The organism is Bradyrhizobium sp. AZCC 2176, from assembly GCF_036924645.1.
Classification (GTDB): Bacteria; Pseudomonadota; Alphaproteobacteria; order Rhizobiales; family Xanthobacteraceae; genus Bradyrhizobium.
The window spans coordinates 4,283,768-4,310,489 of the sequence record NZ_JAZHRX010000001.1 but is presented as its reverse complement, the minus strand read 5'-3'; the positions used below and the strand labels follow the sequence as shown (position 1 = coordinate 4,310,489).

The 26,722-nt window shown below is 57.4% G+C and carries 21 protein-coding genes and 1 pseudogene; 12 read left to right on the top strand and 10 right to left on the bottom strand.

The features are described from left to right. Positions 1-2,271, bottom strand: coding sequence for a tetratricopeptide repeat protein (locus V1288_RS20350; RefSeq protein ID WP_334358735.1), 2,271 nt, complete (start codon positions 2,269-2,271; stop codon positions 1-3). 184 nt (positions 2,272-2,455) lie between these two features. Next, a complete protein-coding gene (locus V1288_RS20345; protein ID WP_334358734.1) occupies positions 2,456-3,619 on the bottom strand; it encodes a WecB/TagA/CpsF family glycosyltransferase in 1,164 nt (387 codons plus the stop codon). 394 nt (positions 3,620-4,013) lie between these two features. Between V1288_RS20345 and V1288_RS20340 the strand changes: the two genes are divergently transcribed. The 4 genes from V1288_RS20340 (at position 4,014) to V1288_RS20325 (ending at position 7,831) form a co-directional block, all read left to right on the top strand. After that, positions 4,014-4,550, top strand: a complete 537-nt coding sequence (locus V1288_RS20340) for a serine O-acetyltransferase (RefSeq protein WP_334358733.1) — start codon at positions 4,014-4,016, stop codon at positions 4,548-4,550. Continuing rightward, positions 4,537-5,526, top strand: coding sequence for a glycosyltransferase (locus V1288_RS20335; protein WP_334358732.1), 990 nt, complete (start codon positions 4,537-4,539; stop codon positions 5,524-5,526). Before V1288_RS20340 ends, V1288_RS20335 begins: the two co-directional genes overlap by 14 nt. 72 nt (positions 5,527-5,598) lie before the next feature. Beyond that, entirely contained in the window at positions 5,599-6,819 is a 1,221-nt protein-coding gene (locus V1288_RS20330) for a glycosyltransferase family 4 protein (RefSeq protein WP_334358731.1), read from the top strand. A 19-nt stretch (positions 6,820-6,838) separates the two neighbouring features. Further along, positions 6,839-7,831, top strand: coding sequence for a hypothetical protein (locus V1288_RS20325; protein ID WP_334358730.1), 993 nt, complete (start codon positions 6,839-6,841; stop codon positions 7,829-7,831). Positions 7,832-8,000: 169 nt separating this feature from the next. Here V1288_RS20325 and V1288_RS20320 read toward each other — a convergent pair whose 3' ends face one another. From V1288_RS20320 to V1288_RS20305, 4 genes are all read right to left on the bottom strand, one after another. After that, positions 8,001-9,086 (bottom strand): glycosyltransferase family 4 protein, encoded by a 1,086-nt coding sequence (locus V1288_RS20320; protein ID WP_334358729.1) that lies wholly within the window; start codon positions 9,084-9,086, stop codon positions 8,001-8,003. A gap of 339 nt (positions 9,087-9,425) precedes the next feature. Further along, positions 9,426-10,355: an FkbM family methyltransferase gene (locus V1288_RS20315; protein ID WP_334358728.1), complete on the bottom strand. Its 930-nt coding sequence runs from the start codon at positions 10,353-10,355 to the stop codon at positions 9,426-9,428. A 2-nt stretch (positions 10,356-10,357) separates the two neighbouring features. Further along, entirely contained in the window at positions 10,358-11,725 is a 1,368-nt protein-coding gene (locus V1288_RS20310) for an oligosaccharide flippase family protein (protein WP_334358727.1), read from the bottom strand. Between the two features lie 53 nt (positions 11,726-11,778). Continuing rightward, positions 11,779-13,248: a hypothetical protein gene (locus V1288_RS20305; RefSeq protein WP_334358726.1), complete on the bottom strand. Its 1,470-nt coding sequence runs from the start codon at positions 13,246-13,248 to the stop codon at positions 11,779-11,781. Positions 13,249-13,356: 108 nt separating this feature from the next. Between V1288_RS20305 and V1288_RS20300 the strand changes: the two genes are divergently transcribed. After that, complete coding sequence (locus V1288_RS20300; RefSeq protein ID WP_334358725.1) at positions 13,357-14,499, top strand: acyltransferase family protein; 1,143 nt, start codon at positions 13,357-13,359, stop codon at positions 14,497-14,499. Between the two features lie 88 nt (positions 14,500-14,587). Here V1288_RS20300 and V1288_RS20295 read toward each other — a convergent pair whose 3' ends face one another. Both V1288_RS20295 and gspG read right to left on the bottom strand, forming a co-directional pair. After that, positions 14,588-16,624, bottom strand: a complete 2,037-nt coding sequence (locus V1288_RS20295) for a hypothetical protein (RefSeq protein WP_334358724.1) — start codon at positions 16,622-16,624, stop codon at positions 14,588-14,590. Between the two features lie 140 nt (positions 16,625-16,764). Then, on the bottom strand, positions 16,765-17,283 hold the full coding sequence (gene gspG, locus V1288_RS20290; protein WP_334358723.1) for a type II secretion system major pseudopilin GspG: 519 nt from the start codon (positions 17,281-17,283) through the stop codon (positions 16,765-16,767). A 282-nt stretch (positions 17,284-17,565) separates the two neighbouring features. Here gspG and V1288_RS20285 point away from each other — a divergent pair, with 282 nt between their 5' ends. The 6 genes from V1288_RS20285 (at position 17,566) to V1288_RS20260 (ending at position 25,027) form a co-directional block, all read left to right on the top strand. Then, a complete protein-coding gene (locus V1288_RS20285; RefSeq protein ID WP_334358722.1) occupies positions 17,566-20,658 on the top strand; it encodes an efflux RND transporter permease subunit in 3,093 nt (1,030 codons plus the stop codon). Positions 20,659-20,760: 102 nt separating this feature from the next. Beyond that, positions 20,761-21,414, top strand: coding sequence for a PEPxxWA-CTERM sorting domain-containing protein (locus tag V1288_RS20280; RefSeq protein ID WP_334358721.1), 654 nt, complete (start codon positions 20,761-20,763; stop codon positions 21,412-21,414). Between the two features lie 112 nt (positions 21,415-21,526). After that, positions 21,527-22,510, top strand: a complete 984-nt coding sequence (locus V1288_RS20275) for a glycosyltransferase family 2 protein (protein ID WP_334358720.1) — start codon at positions 21,527-21,529, stop codon at positions 22,508-22,510. Positions 22,511-22,536: 26 nt separating this feature from the next. Next, entirely contained in the window at positions 22,537-23,019 is a 483-nt protein-coding gene (locus V1288_RS20270; protein WP_334358719.1) for a hypothetical protein, read from the top strand. 46 nt (positions 23,020-23,065) lie between these two features. Continuing rightward, on the top strand, positions 23,066-24,592 hold the full coding sequence (locus tag V1288_RS20265; protein WP_334358718.1) for a hypothetical protein: 1,527 nt from the start codon (positions 23,066-23,068) through the stop codon (positions 24,590-24,592). Between the two features lie 270 nt (positions 24,593-24,862). Then, positions 24,863-25,027 (top strand): hypothetical protein, encoded by a 165-nt coding sequence (locus V1288_RS20260; protein ID WP_334358717.1) that lies wholly within the window; start codon positions 24,863-24,865, stop codon positions 25,025-25,027. Positions 25,028-25,184: 157 nt separating this feature from the next. On the opposite strand, the gene V1288_RS20255 is transcribed toward V1288_RS20260, so the two are convergent. Together V1288_RS20255 and V1288_RS20250 are read right to left on the bottom strand one after the other, a co-directional pair. Further along, the gene (locus V1288_RS20255) at positions 25,185-25,490 is read right to left on the bottom strand and encodes a hypothetical protein (protein ID WP_334358716.1); all 306 of its coding nucleotides are present in this window, start codon (positions 25,488-25,490) and stop codon (positions 25,185-25,187) included. Between the two features lie 61 nt (positions 25,491-25,551). Beyond that, positions 25,552-25,794: pseudogene (locus V1288_RS20250) on the bottom strand (PilZ domain-containing protein); the annotation flags it as partial. A 224-nt stretch (positions 25,795-26,018) separates the two neighbouring features. On the opposite strand from V1288_RS20250, the gene V1288_RS20245 reads away from it, so the two are divergent. Then, a complete protein-coding gene (locus V1288_RS20245) occupies positions 26,019-26,420 on the top strand; it encodes a VanZ family protein (protein WP_334358715.1) in 402 nt (133 codons plus the stop codon). The last annotated feature ends 302 nt before the right edge of the window (positions 26,421-26,722 follow it).

Here is a 26,722-nt window from a genome sequence, read left to right as displayed (position 1 = left end):
TCATTTCATCGCGGCGCGGATGCTGTCCTTGAGCGGTGTCCCGTCCGGCTCCAGCGACAATGCGGTCTTGAACCGCTCCGCCGCCTTTTCGGTTTGCCCGTCAGCCGCGTAACTCATGCCAAGATGGTAGTGGAGCGCTGCAAGATTAGACACTGCCGCAACAGCCGGTTCGAGCGTGGCGATGGCGCCCTTGACGTCACCGCGCTTGAACTGAGCCCATCCCCACGTATCCTGAAACTGCGGCACGTTCGAGCTCTTGAGCTTTTCCGCCAGCTGGAAAGCGCGTTCCAGGTTTGGCTTGTCGCTCCGATTATCCAATAGCAGGCTGACGAGATTGTTGATCGCAACCAGGGAGTTCGGCTGGTCCTGCAGAATCGCCTCGTACTGGGATATTGCGGCGTCATTATTTCCCCGAATGATTTGCAAGCCAGCCAGGGAGAGACGGAAAGCGACATTGCCCGGCAACTCCGCAAGTCCAGCCTTGAGTACCTTGTCAGCCGCATCGTAGTCCTTGCTTTGCATGTAGAGCTCGTTCAGCGCAGCGTATCCCGCGGGCTCCTTCGGCTGCTGCTCGACGGCCTTCGTGAAGCTTTGCAGCGCCTCATCGTTCTTCTTTTCCGCCAGTTTGGCCTGCCCCAGAAACACGAGAAGCTGGGCATTGGCCGGGAACTTGTTGCTCATCGCCTGCAGCAGCGTTGAAGCCTTGTCTGGCTTGCCCTGTTTCACATAAGCCGAGGCAAGTGCAAGCGCCGGCTGTGGTGCGTCCGGTCCCGCTTTGTGCGCCGCCTCCAGCGCTGCGACGCTTTCGTCGATCTTGTTCTGGCCCGCGAGCGCTGCCGCGCGGATCTGATCAGCAACGACACGCCCCTGATCGACGCGCCCGATGGTGTCCGCAATCGCCAAGGCTCCCGCCCAATTCTGCCGGCCCAATTTGACCTGCGCGAGCGACGACCAGATCTGGAGATTGCCGGAATTGCGATTGGCAGCGTCCGTCAGTATCTCTTCGGCCCGAGCCGCATCGCCCTTGCGCTGCAGGAACGCGACGTATCGAAGAAGGACATCGGGATTGGCGTTGGATGATTTCAGCGCATCGGCATATTGACGATCGGCCAATTCGCCCTTCCCGCTGCGTTCATACGCCACCGCCATCAGCGACAGCAATTCAACCGACTTCGGCTGATCGTTGAGCGCCTCGCGCAAATCGGAAATGGCGCTGTCGAACTGGCCCTTGTCGATGCTCAGGGCTGCGCGCAGCCGCAGCGCGCCGCTGTTTCGGCGATCCTTCGAGAGGATATCTGTGATCAACGGCTCGGCAGCCGCCCTGTCGTTCTTGGCAATATGAAGCTCCGCAAGCTTGACCTGGGCGGCGAGCTTCTTGTCGGGGGTAGCTGCCGTGTTGGCCAGCTTCTGCATAGCCTGCACGGCATCGGCCGTTCGGTTCTGCCCCTGATTCAGTTCGGCCAATGCGATCTGGTAATCAAAATCGTCGCCACCTGCCTTGATCCGCGCTTCCAGCTCTGCTCTGGCAACATCCGCGCCCTTGGTGGCAGCCAAAAAGCGAACAAGATCGAGCCCGATCTTGCTGTCAGTCGGGTTGGCTTCGGCCCTCGCCCGAAATTCCTTCTCGGCCTCGACGAACTTCCGCTGTGCGAGGAGAAGCTGCAGAAGCTGGGCGCGGTATGCTCCCTCCTGAGGATTCTGCTCGATCAGCTTGCGCAACAGCTCTTCCGCCTTCGCCAAATCTTTCTTGCGTGCATACGCATCGATCTTCTGCAGCGTGATGCGCGTTTCGTCCTTGGAGGCGGCTGGAACCGAATCCAGAAGCTTCAGTGCGCCATCCAGATCGCGATCGGCGACCTTTTTCGACGCAAGCAACGAGATCGCGTCAACATTGGCCGGATCGATCTCATAGGCGCGCTGCGCTTCGCGGATCGCAGCGGCATTATCGTTGGTGCGCAGAAGAATGATTGCCCGCAGCGCATGGAGTTCCGCATTAGGCTTGTCGCCCTCGTTGGCTGCATCGACGACCCGCAGCGCGGCTTCGGCGGCCCCGCCGCCCACCATAATTCGCGCAAGCCTCAATCGCGCATTCAGATCGTTCGGATCCAATTCGACGATACGGCGTAAGTCCAGGAAGAGCGAAGTCGCCTTTGTGCGTTCATCAATGCCTGCGAGCGCCCGCCAGACTTCAACCTTGTCGCTCTTGTACTTGACGGCCTTCAGAAGTTCCTTGCGCGCCTCGAGGTCGTCCTTCTTTTCGATAAGAGCCATTCCGCTCTCATAATAGCTCTGTGCGCGTTCTTCGGGCGATCCGCAGCCCGCGACGAACATCACGAGCAGGAGCGCAAGTCCGCGGCGAACTTGAAAAATCTGACCGGCTGGCTGCTTCATCTTTGGCCCTGAATAAATGTCGCGCGGCCGAAATAGGCCGGATAATCGTCTGTGGCCTCCGCTATCACACTTCCTGTGACAGGAGGAATTCGAATCTGTTCAGGCGGAATATTCGTCGCAGGCCGGCGGACGCGCCCGTAAACAGCAGCTTCTGTCCCCGACTAGCCAATTGCTTTCGAACGATCAGGAACAGTCCGAAGAACCTTGCGTCGACATACTGCGTATTGGAGACGTCGACGGTCAACCGTTTGCCGCTGTCGAGTGCCTCACGAAGTTGTTCGATCGCACCGTCGACATGTGCGGCCACAGCCGCCCCGGACAAGGCAATCGTCACGGAACCGAGATCTTCGCGCCTTACGATCGAGAGTTCGTTCAGGTTTCGCAGACGCCGCTCACTCAGCATCAACGGCAGCACGGAGATGACCAGCATCGCGAGCAAGGCCTTGCCGTCGTTCCAGTATCGTCGCCAAAGATACGGCTCTTCCTTGATGCGCCACAACCACTCAAAGCCGGTGCTGCGCAGCATCGGCGGCGCCCGCCGAACGGTTCCGGCTTCGAAATTGATCGTGGCCCCGAACTGGGCGCGAACCGGCGGGCACAGCCGCCAGTGGTTATGCAGCAGCCAGGCCTGGGCCTTTTCGGCGCCGAAAAATACTGCAATTAAATCCGCGCCGCTGGCATTTATTTCATCGATTATATTCGGCGAGCTCATCTCTTCGATGGTACCAAAACCTGGGTTGAGCACGCCGACGCATTCCAGCCCGCTCCGTTCAGCGTTCAGCCTGGCGCCAACTGCGGCCGCCAGCCCCTCGGCGCCGCCCAGCAGGAAGACCCGCAGACGCCGGCCTGTCGCGCCGGCCGATTTGAGCCGGCCGAACAGGTCGCTGCCGGCAATTCTCTCATGGATCGGAATACGCAGCAGCTTGGCGATCCAGATCAGCGGCATGCCGTCGGCAAGACACAGATCGCTCAGCAGCATGGACTCCCGGAACGCGCCGTTGATCTGGCTCTTGACGAGAAAATTGACGTTGGGGGTCGAAATCAGGAATGGCGCGCCAGCATTCGTTGCAAGCGCCATCGACCGCAGCAGCGAGGGGAAATCGAGCGCGTCCACGGGAATGCCGAGGAGGCCGTATACGTTGCGGGAAAGGTCGTCCGGGGAGGCGCATGCCGATCGCGGCTCGGCGAAGTCGGACGAGGCCGGCGGGACGCGCAATGTCTTCAACATGAAAGCTCCACGAACTTCAAAGTTCCGCCCGGCGCACCGCGGGATCCCGCCATATGATTAACGAATGGTAAGCGATCTACTACGAAATTGTTGCTCGGTGAAATCGATTTAATATATGTGATTAATACCGCATCCTGAATGGAACGCCAACTCCAGGGAGAACGGGGTACGCCGCGGGTGCGAAACCGCCGCCAAATTGGCGACGGTTGCCGGCCTCGATCTCCCGAGTTCATGGCTAATCTTAACTACCCTCTTAAGTTCTATCCAAAATGGCAGCCGTCGGAGCCTCATCGCAACCAGAACGCTTCCTGTTCAATCCGCCCCGGTGCTACAGCATGTCGCGAGAATATATGATCCTTGGAACCGGGAAGCCCACCGTCGGCACACTTTTGCAATGTTTGAAAATATTCGAGCCGATTTTAACGCCCATGGCCGTGACGCGGGGGCCCAGGGCTTTTGGGTCATGGTGATCTATCGATTCGGCCGATGGCGATACGGCGTGCGGCCGGCATTGCTGCGCAAGCTGTGTTCGTTCATCTACAAGGTGCTCTACAAGATCATTCAAATCGTGACCGGGATAGAATTGCCCTGCGAAGCCACCGTGGGCCGCAACTTCGTCATCGATCATTTTGGCGGCATTATTGTCAGTGGCTATGCGCGTTTCGGGGACAATTGCCGCATCCGCAACGGCGTGGTTGTCGGCCTGCGACGTGTCGAGGAGCCGGTTGCGCCCATCATCGGAAACAATGTCGACATTGGTGCCGGAGCCAAAGTGCTGGGTCCGATCAGGGTTGGCGACAATTCGATTATCGGAGCCAATGCTGTCGTGATCGAGGATGTTCCGGAAAACAGCATAGCTATCGGCGTACCCGCCATCGTCAAGCCGCGTCGTCAGCAATCGGAAGCAGGCCCCGCCCGTGACGCCGGCTGAAAAGTCATCCCGCTACGGCGTCGTTGCGATCGGCCGCAACGAAGGCGAGCGCCTCAAGCAATGCCTGACGTCCGCGCAAGGCGCCGACGCCATCGTTTACGTCGACTCCGGCTCGACCGACGGCTCGGTCGCCTGGGCGAAAAGCCGCGGCGTCGAAGTCATCGAACTGGACATGAAGACAGGCTTCACCGCCGCGCGGGCGCGCAATGCCGGCTTTCGCCGGCTGATGGAGCTGCGGACTGATCTGGAGTTCGTGCAGTTCATTGACGGCGATTGCGAACTCCGCGAGGCTTGGCCGGAGCAAGCCCTGGCATTCTTGTCAACGACTCCCGGAGCCTGCGCGGTCTTTGGCCGCCGCCGCGAGCGCCATCCCGAGCGCTCGATCTACAACCGGATCTGCGATGCGGAATGGAATGTACCGCCCGGAGAGGTACGTTACTGCGGCGGCGACGTGATGATGCGGACCGCCGCGCTGCAAGGCGTCGGCGGCTACCGCGAGAACTTCATCGCCGGCGAGGAGCCCGAACTCTGCGTGCGGCTGCGCGCGGACGGATGGTCGATCTGGCGGATCGATGAGGAGATGACGCTGCATGACGCCGCCATGACACGGTTCGACCAATGGTGGCGCCGCAACGTCCGCAGCGGCTACGCCTTTGCGATGGGCCGCCACGTGCATGGCGCATCACCCGAACGGCTGTGGGTTTGGGAGAGCCGGCGGGCACTGATCTGGGGTATTGGAATTCCCCTGGTCATCCTCGCCGGCACTGTGCTGCTGGGTCCGCCCGGTCTTGCAGCACTACTAATCTATCCAATGCAGCTCCTGCGACGTATCCCGCGCCAGCCGGGCCCGGGAAGCGACCAGGTGAAGTTCGCTTTCTTCGAGGTGATGGGGCGGTTTGCTGAGAGCGTCGGACAACTCAGGTTTTTGTTGGATAGGCTGTTGGAACGGCGTGGTCAGATTGTCGAATACAAGTAAATTTCTTTATCTGCTTTCCTCTTAAGGATAGAAAAACGGCCTGACAAAAGTCTAGAAATTTAAAGCTCAAGAATGATCAAAGCTCTGAGAATATTTTATGCAGCCGGACCCGGAAATGTCATTGGGGTTCACGAGCATTGGAAGGCAAACGCTGACGACCCGGGTCAGATGTCTCTCACATACTCTGGACAGTTTGAGGATCTGTGCCGAGAACTGAACGCCGATGCCTATATCGTTTCGTACAATTCAGAGAGAAAGCACGTCCACGATGGACGAACGATTCTGGAACACCGACCGAAACGTGTAGGAAAGTCTGGAATATCCTACCATCTCTCAGAAATAGCGTATGGAATAAGCCTACTTAAAACAGCTAAATTGTTTCGGGCTGATTTAGCGCTGATTTCCTCGGGCTCAACGTACTACTTCGTTCTGTCGCTATTTCGCCTGTTCGGCATCAAAGTCGTTCCCGTGCTTCACAACACCCTTTGGCCGGCCGGATCGCCTCCGAAAGGTTTCGTTCAGAGAGTGATACTCCGCCTTGATGCAATTTTCTTTCGATGGCTGTGCACTGCATCCGTAAGCATCTCGCCAGAATGCGCGAGACAAATATCGGAAATATCCGGCAGTACGCGCCGACTTCATCTCATGTATCCACAGTTTCGACGGGAAGTTTACGACGGAGTTCCTCCACCACGAATTGAAGTGAGTCCGTTCAAGATCGTATTTGCGGGCCGAATTGAAGCCAATAAGGGGGTGTTTGATCTGCTTGAGATGGCGCGCAGCATCGAGAACAAAACGCCGGGCAAGGTGCAATGGGATGTCTGCGGATCGGGAGGTGAGTTAGACGAGCTCAAACGCAGACAAAAATTGCTAGGTCTGGAGGACATCGTTTCAATCCACGGCCACACTTCACCGCAAGACCTGCGGGAAATTCTCGGTAGAAGTCATCTGTCGATTGTTCCCACCCGGACCGACTTCGCTGAGGGTATCAGTAAAAGCGCGATCGAAGGAATTTTGGTTGGACGACCGGTGATAACGAGTGCGGTAACTCCGGCTCTTGATGTTCTGCGACCTGCATGTGTTGAGGCCGAAACCAACAACGTGCTGAGCTACGTGGACGGGATCCTCACTTTGATCGATGATCGAGATCGCTATCGTCGGCTAGCCGCATCGTGCCGAGATCTCCAAGCGCTATTCTATGACAGAGAGCATGGATTCGCCGCTGCGCTAAAGCGCCTGATTAAAGATTGCCAAATTGAGCCTTCGGGCTCGACTGCATCAAAATGCTTTTGATTAGAGGATGTATTTTTCGATGACTCCGTCCATCAGTTTTGTATGCGCTGTAGAATCGGGCCCGCTTGAAGTTCAAACAGTTCGGTTGGCCGAAAGCTTAAGACGTTGGGGTGGAGTCTTTTCTGGCGCCCCCATCTTTGCAATTACTCCGCGGGCCGGTCCAAAACTTTCATCAGATACGCTAGCGGCTTTTGACAGACTCGCCGTAACCTACATTCGCGACTGCCGGCCCCAACGATATCTTTGGTTCAAATTTCTCAACAAGCCGCTCGCGTTAGTCGCCGCTGAAGAACACATAAATACTGACACGATCGCCTGGTTAGACAGTGACATTTTGATTGTTAACGAGCCCAGTCTTTTTCACCTCAAGGACGGTGAAGATTTTGCTGCCTGCGCGTCTACAAAAGAAATGGGAACCTCGGGCGAAGGAGATGAATTCGATGCTCTCTGGCAGACCAACTGTCGAGCGGTTGGCATCGATGTCGATCACTTGCCTTGGATTACAACCGAACGAGAAAGAATCAGAATACGACTTTATTGGAATGGTGGTGTGATTGTCTACCGACGGGCAACAGGCTTCAGTAAACGTTACTTGGAAATGTGCAATCGACTCATGGATGCACGTAACAAAACAAATGCGAGCGGCTTCTCGATTGGAATCAACGAAATGAGCGCGATCGGCCTGGCTATGCACGAAATGGGGCTAAGATGGCGTGCGCTCCCGTATTCGCACAACTACAATATTGGCAGCAGGACTTATCCAACGTGGTATTCCGAAGAAGAGCTTCGAGATGCGCGAGTCGTCCATTACCACGATTCAATGTGGCCATGGTTTTGGGATACTTTTGTCGACCTCCTCAAAGCGACGCATCCTGCCGTCGCGGTCTGGTTAAGTAGCCTTGGACCTATGCGAAATGATTCATCCGTTGCAAGCCGCATTCGACGCAAACTGCACAGGTTGTATTGTGATCATAAGGAGCAAAAGTATATCAGAAGCTGCAGTACGGTCTGAAAATGCTACGTCTGGTAGCCCCAGTATTTCGCTACATAATCATTCGCCACACAAGTCAGCGCTTCGACGCTTAACTAATAACCAGCGCCCAATCTTGAACGAATTTGAGCCTGACGCCAATCGGCGCCCCTCCGATCACCCGGCTCTGGAAACAGCCAGTCCGTTCTTGTCACGGACCAGCAAGAGCCTTCGGAAAACCTGTCCTGCTCTCTCTCCATGCACGGCCGAGAGCGTCCTCAAAGAGATCAGTGCTGGCCTCCCAGGAAGACGTTTCCACCGTTGCCAATGCATTATCCGAAAGACGGCGCCACTCATCCTCGGTCCGCAGAAGGATCCATTCAACACCTCGGGCGAGTTCGGCCACGTCATCTACATCGGCGAGCCACCCGTTCCACCCCGGCCTGATCGCCTCTTCCGGCCATCCGGCGCGGGTTGAAACGACAGGAGTTCGACAGGCCATGGCTTCCATGGCTGGCAGGTTGAATCCCTCGGATCTGCTAGCCGTAAGCCAAACATCACAGCTGGCATAGATTTCGCGAATTTGATCCTGTGGCGGTGAACGCAGATACTCCGTACCGGCGGGAAGGGCGAGATGAGCCGACGCATCCCGGCTGCCAAAAGACATGATCCGGAGCTCTGGGATATTCGTCCGAACCAATTCGAGGGCGGCCAGAGCTATGTCCAGCCCCTTGAACTCGGAAGCTGCATAGAGCAGGCCAACAGTCGGCCGCCGTTGCTTGGGTCTCCTTTGGGCAAAGAACTGACTCCGATCAACGCTGTTCGGCACTAGGTCTACGTTTGCATCTCCATATTCACGCTCCATCAGATCCTTGAGCCATCTTGCGACAACGATCTTATGGAGGGGGAACTGGTAGGTCGCGCGGCACCGCTCCACCGGAAGATACGGAAAGACTTCATGATGCTGCACGAAATAGACCTTCGCTCCCTTTCTGGCACTGAAGAAACGAATCCATTCGGCGGTTTCCCACCAGGTTGCAATTACTATGTCAGCATCAGGAACGTCTTGCTCCTCGACCGGGCGCCAGCGATCGAGAAGCGTGACGTTCGTAGACCTTCCGTCGAAATGCGACGGTCCGCGACTGCAATATCGCGTCCACCCTTTACCGGCAAAATAGTCTCGCACCCGTTGAAAGCCGGGAACCGGTCGAGTTGGCGGAGCAACGACGAAAACCTCGTGACCTCTTCGCGATAGTTCGTCCGCATAGATGGCTACGACCCGGGTACCCCCACTCATATTCAGTCCAGGTAGTACAAAGGTAACACGCACTTAAGTACCCTTCGGAATTGGAGGCGAGATCGCTGCCCTGCCAGCTGCGTCGCTACAGTCCTAGTCATCAACCATTCGCACAAACTACTGGTTTACTGCCCATACAGCTATAGCTTGTCTGCACCATCCTCTCCTTAGGATTTTGATCGATTAACGCGGTTAAGAGTGCCGTTATCGCGTGCCTCGACCGAGTTTTGTCAGCATTTGCGCATAGATAACGATAACCTCATTGCCACCTGTCATCGTCACAGTCGGCATTACAAAAGTGATGCGCATAGTCTGTCGACCTCAGAAGAGAGCGGCCGTCTAGTTGATAACTATTGGCTCTTCCAATCCGAGTTTCGCTATGAGAGTTTGGTTGTCGCGAGGAATGAAAATGCATTCATCGCATTCGATCATATCGTTCTCGTTGGTGAGCGGCTTCACGCAACTACGGCCAATTTTCCAGCCCCGATAATCCATACCGTGTAGCAGTCGCCGAACATCGCGCGACGACGATCCGCAGCTACGTAACGCTGGCTCATTGAGTTCAATCAAAATCGCAGGTCGCGCTGTTCGGATGATTCTTTCTGCCCCTAACAGCGCGTTATACTCGGACCCCTCAATGTCCATCTTTATTAGGTCAATCGAACGAACTCCATACTCCTCCAACAACTCATCGATGGTTCTAACCGTGACGACGGTAGCTTCCACGTCTCCATTTGCACCGAGACTAAACATTCCGAGATTATCTTTGCTCAAACGCGCAAGCGTAGCTTCTCCACGCGATCTCCCGACCGCCGTCTCAATGACGGAAACATTTGTCAATCCGTTCAGTTCTATATTGTGGCTTAAGGCCTTTGCATGGAGCGGGGCGGCCTCAATCGATATGACGCGACCGGTTGCCCCCACCGCAGCAGCTCCCTCAAGCGTGTAAACACCGATGTTCGCTCCAACGTCGACGATCGTTCCCCCCGGCGAAACACATCCTCTCACAAAGGGCATGCAATAAGGCTCAAAAGTTCCAAGGTAGTAGATCAGCAGCTGCAAATGATCAGCATGAGTCGTCTCGATGAGTGATCCAGATCGAAGTCGCGATAAGCGGGGCGCAGGCTGAAACCGATACCCCCACCAAAGAGCGATCGCTTCAATCCGCTTGGTGGGAGGCAGCTTGCGCAAGCAGTAACGCAGCAAATTATCGATTGCTCGGTAAACCAGTATCTCGTTCTTAGGACGCACGCGGGTCGGCGTAGTCAACGTCATTTCACATACCCTGCCAAGAGTGAGAGAGCAGTTCCGGCGGTCAGCCCGATCGGGACAAACGCCAGCAAGTAGATCTCTCTTCGAAAATCAAACAAGTCATGCTTCAAATTATACGAGATAATCAATGGGAGATACGAAAAATGGCTTAGCACGATGCCCCACACAGAACCAACTAGGCCAAAAAAATAGAAGCCGGCTAAGGTTAAGATTACCAGGAAGATTAATCGCAGCAGCACAATATTCGATTGAAACTTCGGCACTCCGAGCGCCAGGAAGGATTGAGTGGAGAGTCTAAATGGCACCGTAAATAGAGTGAATGCGAGGATTTTCAAAATTGATCCGGAATATTCATAGCGATCGTCGTAGAGCAAACTGACCAATGCCTGCCCAAAGGTGATAAGGAGTCCCGCCAAGGAGTATGCCGCTGCGGCTATGAGGCTATGAAATCTATAGTAAGTTTGCTTCAGGTCCGCCCTTCGCTCACGGACGACCTCACTGAAGGCAGGAAACGAGACGTCACTCATGATCCTCGTTAGAATGCCGTCGACCGTACTGACGTAAAGGTTGGCAATTACGTACAGACCCAAGACGTTCGGATTCACTAAACCACCCAACAACAGCTGGTCTCCGCTGTTGACAAGAAATCCCAGGATGGAAGCCAAAAAAATCCATTTGCCAAAGTGAAGAATATCGCGAGCAGCCGACTTGTCCCACTCCCATCGATTGCTGAGGCCCGGCAGCCAGACATGGCTCAGCCAGGTTCTTACCGCAGCGCTAGTGATGCTTCCCGCGACGAGAGACCAGATCGATCGGTCAATCGCAGCCCAGCCGACCACGCAAACCAGGCCGACAATCTGGGCAACGATTTCAATACGCGTGAGGGACCCGAGTGCAAGCCCGCGGCTTGCTTCCAGCAATCTAGTCGACGTAAATCCTGAAATAACCGTCGAAAAACAAAGCGCGACAATGATCCACGGCAGTATGGATGAGCCGTAGACACCTGCCTCGGACGTCACCCCAGCATGTCCGAGAATCGCTAGAAAGCCGCTCAAGGCAATAGCAGCGCCCCACAACAATACACCTCTGACAATTTGTATCGTCCAGGCCGTATTCAAATAGGACGGGTCGCTTCCTCGTTTGCTTTGAACGACAAACTGCTTGAGCCCGAGGTCCGAAAACATGGCAAGCCCAATCATGACCGTCGAAGCGATCGCCATCACTCCGAATGTTTCTGGCATCAGCAACCGCGTCATGAGCAAATTGCTTCCGAAACGGATGATCATGCTCAATGCGTAACCGGCTAGGCTCCACAGCCCCGCCTTAACTACCCGTTGCCTTAGCGTGACTCGATCAGCCGCGCTCATTTACGACACATCCGCGAGTACCGGGCAGCGTCTGTTCAAAGCATCACTCACAATCAGCGACCATTGTTGGCTAGCAGGTTTGAACGGGCGCTCTCGCCAAGCCGGCGTTCGGGTCGGACGTGCCAATTCATTTTGAATCGTTCCGGGCTTCTGGTTCGAGACCGCGTTAAACTGATCTCCTCTACGCGTCCTAACAAGGCTCCAACCAAGAGCCAGCTCCATGCCGTAATCGACGCATTCGGCAATTGCTCAACGGCGGTAATAGCCACAATGATCGCAAGTGCCGCTATGAATATCTTTTCGCGGGCCGATCCAATCTGCTTCAGCACCCTTGCAGCACGAAATACAGGGATCGTCAGCAGACCAAACTGGGCGATGAAACCGGCAAACCCAAATTGGCCCAGCGTCAGGATCCACAATCCATCGGTTATGCTGACATCTGTTCCGGATTCTTCGTAAACGCGGTTGCGCCCATAGCGGCCCCAGCCAAACATGAATCGCTCAGAAGCATGTGCAAGTAATGTCCGCTCCTGGTCGAATCGAAACTTAAGAGAATCCGCACGTTCCTGATTAATCGTGGCCGACAGCTCGACCAATTGCTTGTCGGGAAACAGGTCAGCCATCCGAAGGACTGGATATAGGACAGCAATACTCACAAGCAAAACTGCGACGCGAACCTGTACGATCGGCTTTATCCAACGAAGCAGAAAGCCTAACGCTACCGCATAGACCAATGCACCGGCTGATTTACACAGAACAAGAACTGCGCCCAGGTAAACTGACACAGGTGTCGCGGGCAAACCGTTGATCGGGCTCTTGACGCGCGACAAGACGACCGCAGCCAAAAAGGATGTCGATAAGAAGAAGGCGGCGCTGATACCGTTGCTCATGAACACGACCGGTCGAAATCCCCCGTATCGCATCTCGCCTGCATACGACGAAGGAAAATAGCCGTAGATCCACGTTGACAACTGCGGGCTCATCCGGACCTCGAACAGCATTGGGAGAGAATAGATCAGTCCCGCCAGCGCGAGAGCGAAGAAGATTGCCTCAATATCCTTGGCTTCACGAAGAAAGCGGCGAGCGATGAAAAAGGGAAGCAGCAATATCAACTGACTGAGCAAGGCGGAAATGCCGTCATACAATCCAACGCCGGGCAGCAGCCGGCCACCGATGATCACAGTGTCATTATTGAGGGCGGAAGTGGCTACGGGAGCCAGGATGTAGATCACGGCCAGCAGTCCGGCCAACCCAACGCTGACGCCAACTCGCTTCGTACGAGGAGCTAGCAACAAACATGCAGCCAACGCGGAAAGATTCGCGACTGAATTCTTGTCGATCGCCGGTACCATTTGTAATTTGATCGATACTTGGGAAGGCAACAGCAGGAGCGCCCCCAAAATGGTCCATACCGTGGCCTCGGAAAATGACCGGGTTCGATAGAGAAACAGGGCTACCGCTGGCCATGCCAGCAGGGCGATACTCGCAAGCCAGTTTGCTGTCGCCGAGGCTCCTTCCTCCATCTTGATATATTCCTAGCAAACCTGCAGGATGAAGCTGCACATAATTGATAATGCTTTTGTTATTGTACTAAAGCCAGACAATCTCAAGCCCCGGAAACCATTAGTTTTATGAATTCACGACTGGCAGAACTCGATGGCCTGAGAGGGACCGCTGTAATATTTGTCGTATTGTTTCACTTCGGCCCGTTTCCGGCGGGATGGGTTGGCGTTCAATTGTTTTTCGTCCTGTCAGGATATCTGATCTCCGACATCCTTCTATCCGAAAAAGAAAAGCCGTTTCCATCTTATCTCGGCCGCTTCTATTGGCGCCGAACGTTGCGGATATTTCCGCTCTATTTCTTTTATCTGATCGTCATGGCGGTTCTTTCTGCGTCTACCGGAAGGCCGGGGGCGCTCGAGGCGGATTGGCCGTACCTGCTAACATATACGACGAACATCGGACGTCTGCGGCCCTCCGACATCGGGGAACCTTTTACACACCTATGGTCTCTCGCCGTCGAAGAGCAGTTTTACCTACTCTGGCCTCTCGTGGTCTACTTCTGCTCCCTCACGAACCTGAAGCGGATTATTGTCGGCGTTATTCTATCAGGCCCCGCAGTCCGGGCATTGCTCTATCTGACGCTTCGAGGTTTTGGCTATGATGACGAACTTCTGGGACGCACGATCTACGTCCTGCCGTTTTCGCAATTTGATGCATTCGCGTTTGGAGCTGCGATCGCAGTATGGAAGCTGCAAGATCTCAAGAATGCGGGAAGGTTGATCGCGACGGTGGGGCTGCTCACAGCTGCGCTGGGTGCAGCGGTGATTTTGCACCAGCACTTTGCATACAAAGCCGCCTTCAAGGGTAGCCTCGGGTACCAGATGTATCTGCTTGCCGGAGCCGGATTCATCTGGGCTTATTCGTTGCTTGATCTGCTTTCGGCTGCAGTGATGATCGGCGCCCTCCAAAAAATTCCTTTACTCAGGCTTCTCCGAAACAAGGCGCTTTGCCGTATCGGCGTGATTTCCTACGGCATATACGTGTATCACGTGCCAGTGCTATTCGGTCTGAAGCAGTTTTTCGGCGGTTTCGCAGCGAGTTATAGCTTCGTTACCTTTATTGCCTATGCCGGAATCGTTCTCATCATCTCAGAACTGAGCTTCAGGCTTCTCGAGAAACCTATCCTCTCGCTAAGAAATTTGGGAAAGGAATCGGAAGCCGTCGCTCCGATCGGACAAGGCAGCCTCGCAGCCAAGACGGACTCGGCATAGCTCTCGTCAGGACCGCGACCAAACGCTCGCGATCCTGGGTGACACAGCCACGAATCAGCTCTCAAGCAATCTGCGCGACAAGACTCGCCTAGCGATTGAATGCAGCGATCGCATTCCACTGCGGCGGATTAGGCGTCTGATAAATGTCGTCAAGAACGGACCATGCGTTATTTATTGGCATGGGTCCTGAAAGCTGGAAGCACGATGGAAACTCAGCCGTAAAACCGCCGTCCGATAGACCAACGAAATTGTTGTAGTTGATGGTCGTCAAATTATACAGCACGGAAGCCTGTTTGGAGGCGGCACGCAAAGCTTTCACTTGAGCTGTTCCATTGAGATCGGGCGAATAACCGCCTTCATACCCGCACATTTTCGTTATGCCGAGGCTCAAGGCCCACGCCTTCCAGTTCGCGTAGAAGGTGGCGCATTTGGCGATCGTATAGTTTCCGGCTCCGCTGTTTGCCGTGCTCGCATAGGCAGCCACGATCGACTGCTGCAGCGCCGTATCTCCAGCCGTGACTGCAGCGGCGTAATTTGCGGCTATGACTGCCTCCTGGGCGGTCCCATAATCAGACGGAGCATAGTATTGAGCGCAACAAACATGAGTTACCCAGTTCGAGGCTGGGGTCTTGGTGTAGGGCGCCTGAGCTGGAGCCGACTGCGCGAGATATTTAGTAGACGCGAGCCTTGCGTTGCTTCCGGTGGTGCCGGCGGTGCTGCTGCCAACCGCTGTCTGCACCCCGCACAACACCTGATACTTGGTACGATCGCCTGAGTAGGAAAGGCTTATGGCCTGTCCCAGGACGGACATTGCCTTGCCGTACCAATTAGTAAAATCCGGTCCCCATCCATAGGCTACCGCCTTGGCATTGGCGTAGCCCGTTTGATAAAATCCCGGTCCAGCATTCCAAAGCTCATTGGGCCCCTCAAAACGCGGGATCATCCAGGACGGCGCGTTGGCGCGGCAATATTTCGCAAGATTGGGCATGTAGTCGGTTGCCGGATCGATCGCCAGCGCCGGCGTGACGAAGTGAGGATGTGCGCCGATTTCCGAACACAGCCGAAGCATCAGCTCGGGAGGGCAGCCATTGACAAGGCCCGCACTTCCCATCGCGATATCGCCGCCGAACTTGATCCAGGATTTCAAGGTTGCGTCGAACACCAGCGTCGCCAGACTTTGCCAGGTGCCACCCACCGGATAGGAGTTGGTGCCCGAAGAGAGAGGCCCGGAATACTCGTTCAAAATATTGAACGCACCGGTTCCGTTCACATTCAGCGTTGAGGCGCTGTTATTGCTCGCATTGAACTTCACAATAACGGTTGCTTTGTCGGCCAGTTGGAATCCTGGAAGCGACGCAGAATAGTCGGCACCGACATTGGTCGTGAGGCCGGCATAGAGACTGCTGCGAAACTCCTGTCCCGAATAGAAGACATAACTCATGGGTTTTCGCGTTGCCCATGTCGTGACATTGGTGTTGTTGCCACACTGCCAATTGAGGAAGCGAACGACGCCGAAATTCGCTTCGGCCAGGCGCTGCTTGAACTTGTCGCTAAAGACCTGTCCGGCATTGAGCGCCGCTTCGTCATTGACGTGGAACACCTGCAAATTGGTAATGTAAGGCGTTCCGATGGCCTTTATGCCGATGACGAAGCGCGTATCGGTCGTCGAGAACACATATCGTCCGCTGCCATTTGTGCTGGTCTTGCTGCCGCTTACGGCAGTATTGCTCATTCCACAAAAGATGGTTCCGTTGCCGCTCCAGGTAATCACGTAATTTCCCGGACGCTGGGCTTGCGACGGCACAAAGAACACCGAGTAAACGCCACCGTGCACGATGGATGTAGGATAGCCTTCGCTATCTAGGATGCTCGGCTCCGGCGGCCCGCTATTGTCGATATGTCCCCATGCCTGCGCCGTCTTCATGCAGTTCAGGAACGGATAGTCCCCACCACCTTGAAGGAAGTTCAAATTCACTTGCGAGCGGCCGCCATTGAATTTGGGAGCTGACCATAAAGGCGCCTTCACCGGCGCCGCCAGCGGCACCGGCCCGGCCATCGCGGCGGCCGGCAGCATCGACGTCAGGGAAGCGACGCTCACGCCTTGCAGGAATGTTCTACGGTCCATTCTCGACGTCATCAGTCAGGGTCCAATCATCGGTTGGATTTAAATTTGAACATGATTGATTACGCGACCGCCGTCATTTTACCGCAGGCCGCGTCATCCGCGCTAGTCCGTGACTTCCGGGAAACCATTTAATTCCGCCGTTAACCGCCGGGGAATGCCGGCGCTGCGCCGGCGCTGGCGGATTTGGCCTTGCCGGTGGGGCCGAGCGAATAGACCTCGTACTGGCCCTCGGAGATGGCGTATTGATACGGCCGGCCCCAGGGATCGAGCAGGTTCTTCGCCTTCTTTAAGTAAGGGCCGTTCCAGCGCGGCGCCTCGGGGGGCGCTTCCACCAGGGCCTTCAGCCCGGCGCCGGGGCTCGGATAGGCGCCGTTCTCCATGTAATAAAGCTCGAGCGCGGTGCCGATATTCTCGATCTGCAGCTGCACCGACTGGGTCTTGGCCTTGCCGAAATATCCCATCAGCTGCGGCGTCGCGATCGCGGTCAGAACCGCCAGAATGCCCATCACCACCAGCAGCTCGAGCAGCGTATAGCCCGCATTTTTGCGGTGGCGGGACCGCGAGGCGCGGCCCGGGGACCGCAAGGCCCGGCCCGGGTCCGGCGTTCCGGCGCGCTGCCGCGCGCGGTCGAGGGGGTTGTGCAGGTTCGCGGCCGACATGATGGTCCCTGAATTCATCGGGTGAATTTACCGGAACGATACTGTTGTCCAGCGGTGTCCAAAGGGTTTACGACTGGAAGGCGCTCGCAAGACGGTCAACGTCCAGTAACGGATTTCGAAAAGCTTAGGTATATTTCGGGCAGGATTTATTCGCAGGTGGCCGCCGCCTGGTAAATGGCGGCTTAAACCGGCGCGGCCGCGGGGCGGGTTCGAACGGGTTTTTAAAGGATACGACCACTGTATTCGGCGCGCGCCAACGCCGCGCCATGGACGGGATTGCGCATGGCCTCGATTTCCGAGCCGTTCATCCGCCGGCCGGTCGGCACCACGCTGCTGGCGATCGGGCTGTTTCTCGCCGGCATGGTCGCCTACGCCTTCCTGCCGGTGTCCGCCGTGCCCAATGTCGACTTCCCGATGATCCGGGTGTTCGCGGGCCGCCCCGGCGCGGATCCCGCCGTGATGGCGGCAACGGTCGCAGCACCGCTGGAGCGGCGGCTCGGCCAGATCGCGGGCATCGAGCAGATCACTTCGACCAGTTCGCTGGGCGCGACCAGCATCCAGCTGCAGTTTGCGATCGGCCGCAACATCGACCGCGCCGCGCGCGACGTGCAGGCGGCGATCAATGCCTCGCTGGCGGACCTGCCGAGCGACCTGCCGTCGCTGCCGCGATTCCGTAAAGCCAATCCCGCCGCAACACCCGTGTTCGTGCTGGCACTGACGTCGAAGACGCTGACCACCAGCGCGATGTACGACGTCGCCGACACCGTGATCGCGCAGCGGATCTCGCAGGTGCCGGGCGTCGGCGAGGTTTCCGTGAGCGGCGCCGACCAGCCCGCGGTGCGGATCGCGCTCAATCCGGTGGCGCTGTCGAATGCGGGGATTGCGACCGACGACGTGCGGCTCGCCATCATCAACGCCAATCCGCTGGGGCCGGTCGGCATCTTCGACGGCGGCCGCCAGAGCGAGACGATTTCGACCAACAAGCAGATGCGCACCGCGGCGGAATTCCGCGACATCATCATCAAGAGCGCGGGGCGCAGTTTCGTCCGCCTGGACGACGTCGCCGAGGTCGAGGATTCCGTCCGCAACAGCCGCTCGATCGCCTGGTTCAACAAGCAGCCGGCGGTCCTGATCCAGATCACCAAGCAGGGCGACGCCAACGTGATCGACACCGTCGATCGGGTGAAGGCCTTGCTGCCGGAGCTCCAGCGCTGGCTACCCGCCGGCCTCGAGATTTCGACGCTGGTCGACCGCACCGGAACCATCCGCGCCAGCGTGGCCGACATGCAGTATACGCTGCTGGCGACCGCGTTCCTGGTCATGCTGGTGGTGTTCGCTTTCCTGCGCCGGTTGACGCCGACCATTGCGGCGGGCGTTTCGGTGCCGCTGGCGCTGGCCGGCACCTGCGCCGGCATGTGGCTCGCCGGCTTCTCGATCGACAATCTGTCGCTGATGGCGCTCGCGATCTCGGTCGGCTTCGTGGTCGACGACGCCATCGTCATGATCGAGAACATGCACCGCAACCTCGAACACGGTATGGCGCCTTACCCCGCCGCGCTGGAAGGTGCCAGGCAGATCGGCTTTACCGTGCTGTCGATCAGCCTGTCGCTTGTCGCCGCTTTCACGCCGCTGATCTTCATGGACGGGATCGCCGGCCGGCTGTTGCGCGAATTTTCGCTGACACTGACCTTCGCCATCGTGGTGTCGACCGTGGTCTCGCTCACGGTCACGCCGATGATCTGCGCCCACTACATCAAGCAGGCGACGCCGGACCGCGCGACCTGGTTCGACCGCGGGGTCGAGGGCACGCTGTCGCGCATCGTTGCCTTCTACACCTGGACGCTGCGGGCGGTGCTGGGATTCCCGTTTCTCACGCTGATCGTGTTTTTTGCGACCATCGCGCTGACGGTGGTGCTCTACATCAAGATCCCGAAAGGCTATTTCCCGATCGATGACAGCGGCCTCATCGTCGGTGCCTCGCAAAGTTCTTCGGACACTTCGTTCCAGTCGATGACCAGATTTCAGCAACAGCTCGAGGAGACAATCGAATCCGATGAAGCCGTCGCCGGGATCGGATCGATCCTCGGCAGCATGACCGCAAACCGGGGGCTGTTCTTCATCAGCCTCAAGCCGCCGCAGGAAAGAGCCGGCCTGAGCACCCAACTCGTGATCGACCGGCTGCGCAAGAAGCTGGAAACGATGCCGGGCGTGCGACTCTACATGTTTGCCGCTCAGGATGTTCGTACCGGCGGGCGTCAAAGCAACTCCAATTACCAGTATACGGTGTCAAGTGTCGACGTCGACCTGCTCAAGAAATGGGCCCCCCTGATTGCCAAGCGCATGGAAACGGTCGAAGGCATCACCGACATTTCCACCGACCGCGATGCCGCCGGGCTGCAGCTCACGTTGACGATCGACCGCAACGCCGCCGCCGCGCTCGGCGTCCGCGTCAAGGACATCGACGACGCTTTGAACAACGCCTTTGCGCAGCGGCAGATTTCGATCATCTATACCCAGCGCAACCAGTACATGGTGGTGCTGGAAATCGACCCGAAATTCCAGAGCGATCCCTCCAACCTGGAACGCATCTTCGTGGCCGGCGCCAACGATGCGCAGGTGCCGCTGTCCGCCGTCGTTCGCTATGACCGCGGTTTGGCATCGCTGGCGATCAATCACACCCAGTCGATGCCATCGGCAACGGTGTCGTTCAACGTCATTTCCAATGTGCCGCTGGAGGTCGCGACCTCGAACATCCAGCGCGCGGTCGAGGAACTGCACATGCCGGAAGGCATCCGCGGCAGTTTCGACGGCAATGCCGGTGATTTCAACAAGACCAGCGGCCGACAGCCGCTATTGATCCTGGGCGCGCTGGTGGCGATGTATATCGTGCTCGGCGTGCTCTATGAGAGCCTGGCCCATCCGATCACGATCATCTCGACCTTGCCGTCCGCCGGCCTCGGCGCGCTGCTGGCGCTGCAGGTGACCAACACGCCGCTGACGGTGATCGCCTTTGTCGGCATCATCCTGTTGATCGGCATCGTCAAGAAGAACGGCATCATGATGGTCGATTTCGCGCTCGACGCCGAGCGCCACCGCGGCCTGTCGTCGGCGGACGCGATCTTCGAGGCGTGCCGCGCCCGGTTCCGGCCGATCCTGATGACGACGATGGCGGCGCTGTTTGCCGGCATCCCGCTGGTCATTGCCACCGGCCCCGGCACCGAGCTGCGGAGACCACTTGGCATCACCATCATCGGTGGATTGTTCGTGTCGCAGATCCTGACGCTCTATACGACGCCGGTGATTTACCTCCTGATCGACCGGCTGCGCCAAATGCAAAAAACACCATCAACCATCAATCTGAGATCCGTTAATTAACCATATTACGTGCTTGACGGGCGAATACGCATTGCATTAAATTTGCTTTAATATTTTGGTTAAACAGCAATAATTGCCCGCTGGGCTACAGGAACGGCATTCATGGTCAGTCAATACAGATTGTTTCGACGGCTTGGCCTCGCCGTGATGGTGACGGTCGGCCTCATCGGACAAGTCAACGCGTCCACCGTCACGGCGATTGGCGGCAGCACTGGCACTGAGGCTACAGGCGCCGCCGGGAACGATGTTATCGGAAGCGTATTCGGCTATTTCGGCGCGCAACTGTTCGCCAATGGTCCGTTGAAGGTCGAATACACTTACCTCGGCAAGGAAGCTGGTGATACCAACGCATTCCTTGTTCTCGGCAATCTGCAGTTCTCTACCGCAGTTAGTTCCTACGGGGATACAGTCAGCGACACCCTTTCGCTGGCAGGCCTCCTCAATTTTGCGTTCGGCGCCAATCAGAACACTCCGTCGGTGACCAATGGATTCAATCCACCCGCACCGGCCAACGCGCCAAACTTCTTCATTTCGTTCTACGACAAGTTCGGTAATCTGGGCGCTCTGAGCGGCAGCTCCGGCATAATTGCTTTCGACGACGGGGGCCGCCCGGCAGACGCTGATTACGACGACCTCGTCGTGAGATTTAACGTCAGCGCGGTTCCGGAACCCACGACTTGGGCGATGATGTTGCTCGGCTTTGCCGGAATCGGTTTGTTGGCCTATCGCCGCAGGTCGAAGCTCGCCTTTCGTTAGGCTAACGCTCCAAGTCAACCGTAACTGAAAGGCCGCCTCGGGCGGCCTTTCCTTTTCTCCTTGGCAATAATAAAGCTTGCCAATTGCCCCAAAGGAACCTTGGTCCAGCCGCGTGAAATTGCTCGTCGTCATCGTCAACTATCGCGTCACCCAGCTGGCGATTGACTGCCTGCATTCAATCGCAGAGGAGATTGCCAGCGTTCCCGGCACGCATGTCGCGATCTGCGAGAACGGATCGGGAAATGGATCCGCCGAACTGATCCAGCGTGCAATCGACGACAACGGCTGGTCACGCTGGTGCACGCTGACGGCACTCGACGTAAACCTAGGGTTTACCGGCGGCAACAATGCGATCCTGCGTCCCGTTCTGGAATCGGCAAACAAGCCCGAATATTTTCTGTTGCTCAATTCCGATACGATCGTTCGGCCGAACGCATTCAAGACGCTCGTCGACTTCATGGACAATAATCCGGAAGTCGGCATCGGCGGCAGCCGGCTCGAAGATCCCGACGGCACGCCGCAACGATCCGCGTTCCGCTTTCAGTCGCCGCTGGGGGAATTCGAGAGCAGCCTGAAACTTGGATTGGTCAGCAAGCTCTTGGGCCGCTGGGTGGTGGCCCCGCCCGTCGCCGACCATGCCTTCGAGACGGATTGGGTTTCCGGCGCCAGCATGATCATCCGGCGCGAGACGATGGAAGCGACGGGGTTGCTCGACGAAGGCTTTTTCACCTATTTCGACGACATCGACTATTGCTTCAATGCCAAAAAGCGGGGATGGCCGACCTGGTACGTTCCGGCAAGCCGCGTGGTCCACCTCGTCGGTCAGTCGACCGGTGTGAACAGCAAGCCCAAGCGATTGCCGCCCTATCTGCTGGAAGCGCGCAGACGCCACTTCCTGAAGAACTACGGCGCGCTCTACGCCGCGATGGTCGACATTTGCAGAATCGCGGGCCTGTCGCTCTGGCGATTGCGGGTTCTCCTTACCGGAACGGAAGACACCACACCTCCGCAGCACCTTTCGGATTCAATCCGGCACAGCGTATTTTTCAAAGGTTTCAAGGTAACCGACGTCAAGAATCCAGCCTTGACCTCCTGATTACAAAGCCGACCCCAGGATTATTTATGTCCACCGACGATGAGATGCATCGAAGCCTGGTAGAATTTGCGCAGAAGATCGCGGCGATACCCAAAAGAATTGCTGACGAGGACCGTTCTGCCGAACCCTCTGCAGAGGCTGCCCGCGCGGTTTTACCTGCCGCACTCGAGATCGGCAGCCAGAGCCTGCCTCCCTCGCTTCCCGCCGACAAGCAGCCCGATCGGGACATTCAACCCGCCTCGCCTATCCGCTCGGGCGGCAAGCAGGCGCGTAACGCCGATGAACTTGCAGGCCTCATCATGAAGTCGCTGCGCGCGATCGACGGTTGCCCCCATGGCGGATTTGTCGTTACGGTCTATGGGTCAAACCCGTGGAACGCCATGCTGACAATACGACCGGAAGCCGACCCCCGCATCGATCGGGAGCTCTGGCGTTCCCGGGTGCACGACATCGGCGTGCAGCTCAGGAATGACTTCGACGTGGCCAATACATCCAGTGGCTCGACGTAGCCGCTCTATTGCGCGACACAGTGACGACCAGGTCGGTATTCCGGATATGGCAGTCAAATCAGCCAGCAGCATCTCGCCTTCCGGATCTGATCCGTCAGCCGAGCCATTCCGCTTCCTGGGACTCGATCCTGACGCAACGGCCTCCGAGATCGAGGCCGCTCTGGCGCGGGCACGACAGGCGCATATCGCGCCGGAGACACGCCTGACGGAGGCCTATGCGACCCTCCTGGACCCGGTCCGGCGCCTGCCGAGCGAACTCTCGTATCCCTTCGACAGCACGCCCGACCGCATCGATCTGTTCTACGCCGAGCTGCCTGCCGACGCTTCCGACCAGGATCTACTGCAAGCGTCGGCTCAGTTTGCACCGATCTCGAGGGCCAATTTCATTGCACGCTACACGGCTCGCCGCGGCGCGTCGAGCGAACTGCTCCTTGCCTTGATGGGCGCGCACAATTCCATCGACGTCATGGAAATTTATCAGGCCCTGCAGGCGCTCCGGCATCGCGCCGGCTGGCCTCCGCCCTCGCTGGAGAGCGTAAGGGACGGCCTGGACGATTTGCTCGACGCCCAATGCGTGGCCGCGATCGAAGCCTACGATCCGGTTGAAAGCGCCGCGGAGCCGTTGCTTCACGCCACCCGCCAAATCCTCGCTACGCGTGACCAGCCGCTGATCCAGACGCATTCCTTCCTGCTGGCGGCCTACCGGCGCGCCATTGGGGAGATGCGATCCAAAGCCGATCGACAGGTCGACGATGCCTGCCAATCGCTGCAACAACGACCGGACGATGCGTCCACGATGGAGGGGCTGGCCGACGCGCTGGATTGCTGGGCCTTGCTCTGCGAGCCCCTGCTGTTGCTCGACGCGCATGAGGGGTTCAGCGATCCCGAGATGACCCGCACCCCCGATCGGATATTCGGCCTGCTTGGCGATCTCTGCAACCACCACCATTACCTTCGGGCGCAGCAGGTTCTGGATCACGCGCTCGACGCTTTCGGATCAATTCCGGATACGGCCGCGCGGCTCGCCGAAGCCGGCGAAATATTGCGCGATATGCAGCGCGCCGCTTTGAACGGTATCGAACCAGATCGGGATCCGGCGGTGCCTGCAGAAGGCCGCGGCTTCCGTCACGTCAAGAAAGCCATGCTCGCGGCTGCGGCGCTGCTGGCGGTGCTTGGAATTCTGGCTGCGTACTGGACTTTCGACCCTGGAGCGGCATCCGTCGCCTCGGCACCGAACCCGCCTCAACCGAAGGCGGAGCCCGAGCTGCTTCCCCCGGTCGGCAAAGGCCAACGCCTTTCGCGAGAATATGTTCGCTACTGTCATTTTCAGGAAGAACGGCTGCGTGTGATCAAGCAACAGGTCCGGGGGCCCGAAGACATTCGCGCCTATAACGCGCTTGCAAATGACTACAATTCACGCTGCGCCGATTTCTTCTATCAGGACGAAGACCTTCGGCTTGTGAAGGAAGAAGTCATCGCTAAACGAAAGCTTCTCGAAGCCGACGCCGAGCGCATCCTTTCGACCTGGCCATGGCGCACGAAAGTGGGCGGGGCACCGGCGGCGTCCAGATAGGTCGGTTTCGGTACGTGTCACTTGTCAGGGTTGATCGTTCAGCATCCGTTCAGCGATCGTACTGCCTTCTGCGCGACGGCGGCGATGGTTCGAGTATCGGGGATCGACGGAACGTCACGCAAGCGCCGTAGCGAGGTTCCCGATTTAATGTTTTGCGCGGGTATCAAGCTTAACGCGCGAGTTGCGTTGTGAACGACGCGCAGGAAACTATGGTTGCTTTTGAGTTGACGTATTCGGCCAAATTGATTGTATGAACTCGCGGAGTGTTTCGTGAAGCGACAGCGTTTGAGCAAACCAAAAAATATCCGGGAATTGCCGGCCGAGAAGTCGCTGAGCGATAGCTACGCAGAAGTGGTGAGGTTGCGCCAGGCCGTGTTCCGGACCGAAGCCGCGCTACGGGCGCCGGTCGATGTCAACAGGGTTGTCTCGAAGTAGCGTCATGCGTTCAAGCGCTACCCGGTTCGCCTACCTGTCTGCCATCGCCGCAGCCATGATCGGCTGGTCGTGGCTGCTTCTGCATAGCCTCGCCTGGGCATTTGACTTCTAGGCGCGTGCGCCGTCGGGCGGAATCGCGCCGGATCGAACCTTGCGCCTAATCGCAGACTCTCACCGCTCTTTGCCGCCAGCCCCTGACGGTCCATACCCGACGCAACGCATAGCAGGCACCATCACCGCGGTAGGTCCATGGACCGTACTCGGCATACTCGCCATAGCCGAACGGATAGTCGTAGCCGTCGTCAAATGGATGTCCGTAGAGGCGCGCGTAGCCGTACCCGCCCGGATAGCCAATCCCGCGAAATCCCGGGACGACGACAAACGCGCCGCCTGCGGCCGCGATCTCAGGGAGCATCACAACCGCCAGGGAAAGCGCAAACAGCGCTGAACGTGCCTTACGCATATTCCGGTGTCCTAGCACTACCCCGCGGTGCCGAATGTTGCGACGGCGCCGTGGCCAGATGGTCGATAAACTGGGCGCCAAATTCGCATCCGATTCGCCAAGCCAGCCGGCACAGGCGCGGGCGGCCGGTTGAAAGGATCAGCGTGAACTCCGCGGGCACGTCGAGATTTTGGGCGACAATCCGCACGCCGCCGTCAGATATGTCAGTGATGGTGCAATCGCGCGGCAATGAGCCGACCCCGAATTGAATCTTTGCCGCCCCCTGACAAGAGCGACGTTCGCTCTTTCGACGATCCGTAAACACCCGACCCACCCGAATTTGTTGATTTTGTCTTTCAGCAATCTTATCGAAAATCTGTTGGACTTCGCCTAAGCGGCCGCCTCGCAATCGATCGTTTCCCTTATCGGAAAGTTTACTGCTGCCGCTGGCGGGAAAGGCTCGCAAAATCCTCCTGACCCGTCCGTCCAAGGTAAGGTTAAGGATCCTATTAGCTCGAAAGAAGTTGTGGCCCGGTGCAAAACGCCAACATGAAGAGACGTATTGCCCGGCTTGCCATGGCAGCGGCATGGATCGCGGTCATCGCGATCGCCTATGCCACGCTGACGCATGTCGGATTTGTCTATGCCATCTATTTCAAGCTCTCGCCGTTCTTGATGCGGCCTGCGATGCAAACCTACGCGCATTTCGAGCACGTTATCGCGTTTGCTATCCTCGGCGCCCTCTTCGGCTTCGCCTATCCTCGGCGCCTGATTCTTGTTTGCTGCATCGTGTTCGGCGCCGCGGCGCTGCTGGAGACTTTGCAGACCGTGACGCCGGACCGGCACGGCACATTGATCGATGCGCTGGAGAAAATAGCGGGCGGCGCGGCCGGCATCATATTTGCGAGAATCGCCCGGCGGCTATGGTCTGCCAAGGACAAGCCATCGTGAGATTAACGGACTGTCCCGATTTAATCTTGCTGGCTCAACGTTGAAAATGCGTGATTTCGCAGCGCGCGAACTGCCAGCGACTCATTTCACGTGCAACGAAGAGTTATCCCCACCGGAGATTGACTTTAATTAGATGAACGTGTTTAAGAAAAATACAACCAATAATAAATGGGGGAAATTATGCGGTTTTCGTCGCTGGGTTTGATCGCTCTCGGAACCGCGCTTGCGCTGACCTCTTTTGTCAGCGGCGCCTCGGCCGTCGTCACGTTTAATCAGGATCTTGCGTCGGGCTGGACCCAGGG

What these genes read in the sequence shown, in the direction of transcription:
- V1288_RS20350 (WP_334358735.1), bottom strand. Translation starts at nt 2,271, where the DNA reads ATGGCTCTTATCGAAAAGAAGGACGACCTCGAGGCGCGCAAGGAACTT.
- V1288_RS20345 (WP_334358734.1), bottom strand. Translation starts at nt 3,619, where the DNA reads ATGTTGAAGACATTGCGCGTCCCGCCGGCCTCGTCCGACTTCGCCGAG.
- V1288_RS20340 (WP_334358733.1), top strand. Translation starts at nt 4,014, where the DNA reads ATGTTTGAAAATATTCGAGCCGATTTTAACGCCCATGGCCGTGACGCG.
- V1288_RS20330 (WP_334358731.1), top strand. Translation starts at nt 5,599, where the DNA reads ATGATCAAAGCTCTGAGAATATTTTATGCAGCCGGACCCGGAAATGTC.
- V1288_RS20325 (WP_334358730.1), top strand. Translation starts at nt 6,839, where the DNA reads ATGACTCCGTCCATCAGTTTTGTATGCGCTGTAGAATCGGGCCCGCTT.
- V1288_RS20320 (WP_334358729.1), bottom strand. Translation starts at nt 9,086, where the DNA reads ATGAGTGGGGGTACCCGGGTCGTAGCCATCTATGCGGACGAACTATCG.
- V1288_RS20310 (WP_334358727.1), bottom strand. Translation starts at nt 11,725, where the DNA reads ATGAGCGCGGCTGATCGAGTCACGCTAAGGCAACGGGTAGTTAAGGCG.
- V1288_RS20305 (WP_334358726.1), bottom strand. Translation starts at nt 13,248, where the DNA reads ATGGAGGAAGGAGCCTCGGCGACAGCAAACTGGCTTGCGAGTATCGCC.
- V1288_RS20300 (WP_334358725.1), top strand. Translation starts at nt 13,357, where the DNA reads ATGAATTCACGACTGGCAGAACTCGATGGCCTGAGAGGGACCGCTGTA.
- V1288_RS20295 (WP_334358724.1), bottom strand. Translation starts at nt 16,624, where the DNA reads ATGGACCGTAGAACATTCCTGCAAGGCGTGAGCGTCGCTTCCCTGACG.
- gspG (WP_334358723.1), bottom strand. Translation starts at nt 17,283, where the DNA reads ATGTCGGCCGCGAACCTGCACAACCCCCTCGACCGCGCGCGGCAGCGC.
- V1288_RS20285 (WP_334358722.1), top strand. Translation starts at nt 17,566, where the DNA reads ATGGCCTCGATTTCCGAGCCGTTCATCCGCCGGCCGGTCGGCACCACG.
- V1288_RS20280 (WP_334358721.1), top strand. Translation starts at nt 20,761, where the DNA reads ATGGTCAGTCAATACAGATTGTTTCGACGGCTTGGCCTCGCCGTGATG.
- V1288_RS20270 (WP_334358719.1), top strand. Translation starts at nt 22,537, where the DNA reads ATGTCCACCGACGATGAGATGCATCGAAGCCTGGTAGAATTTGCGCAG.
- V1288_RS20265 (WP_334358718.1), top strand. Translation starts at nt 23,066, where the DNA reads ATGGCAGTCAAATCAGCCAGCAGCATCTCGCCTTCCGGATCTGATCCG.
- V1288_RS20255 (WP_334358716.1), bottom strand. Translation starts at nt 25,490, where the DNA reads ATGCGTAAGGCACGTTCAGCGCTGTTTGCGCTTTCCCTGGCGGTTGTG.
- V1288_RS20245 (WP_334358715.1), top strand. Translation starts at nt 26,019, where the DNA reads ATGAAGAGACGTATTGCCCGGCTTGCCATGGCAGCGGCATGGATCGCG.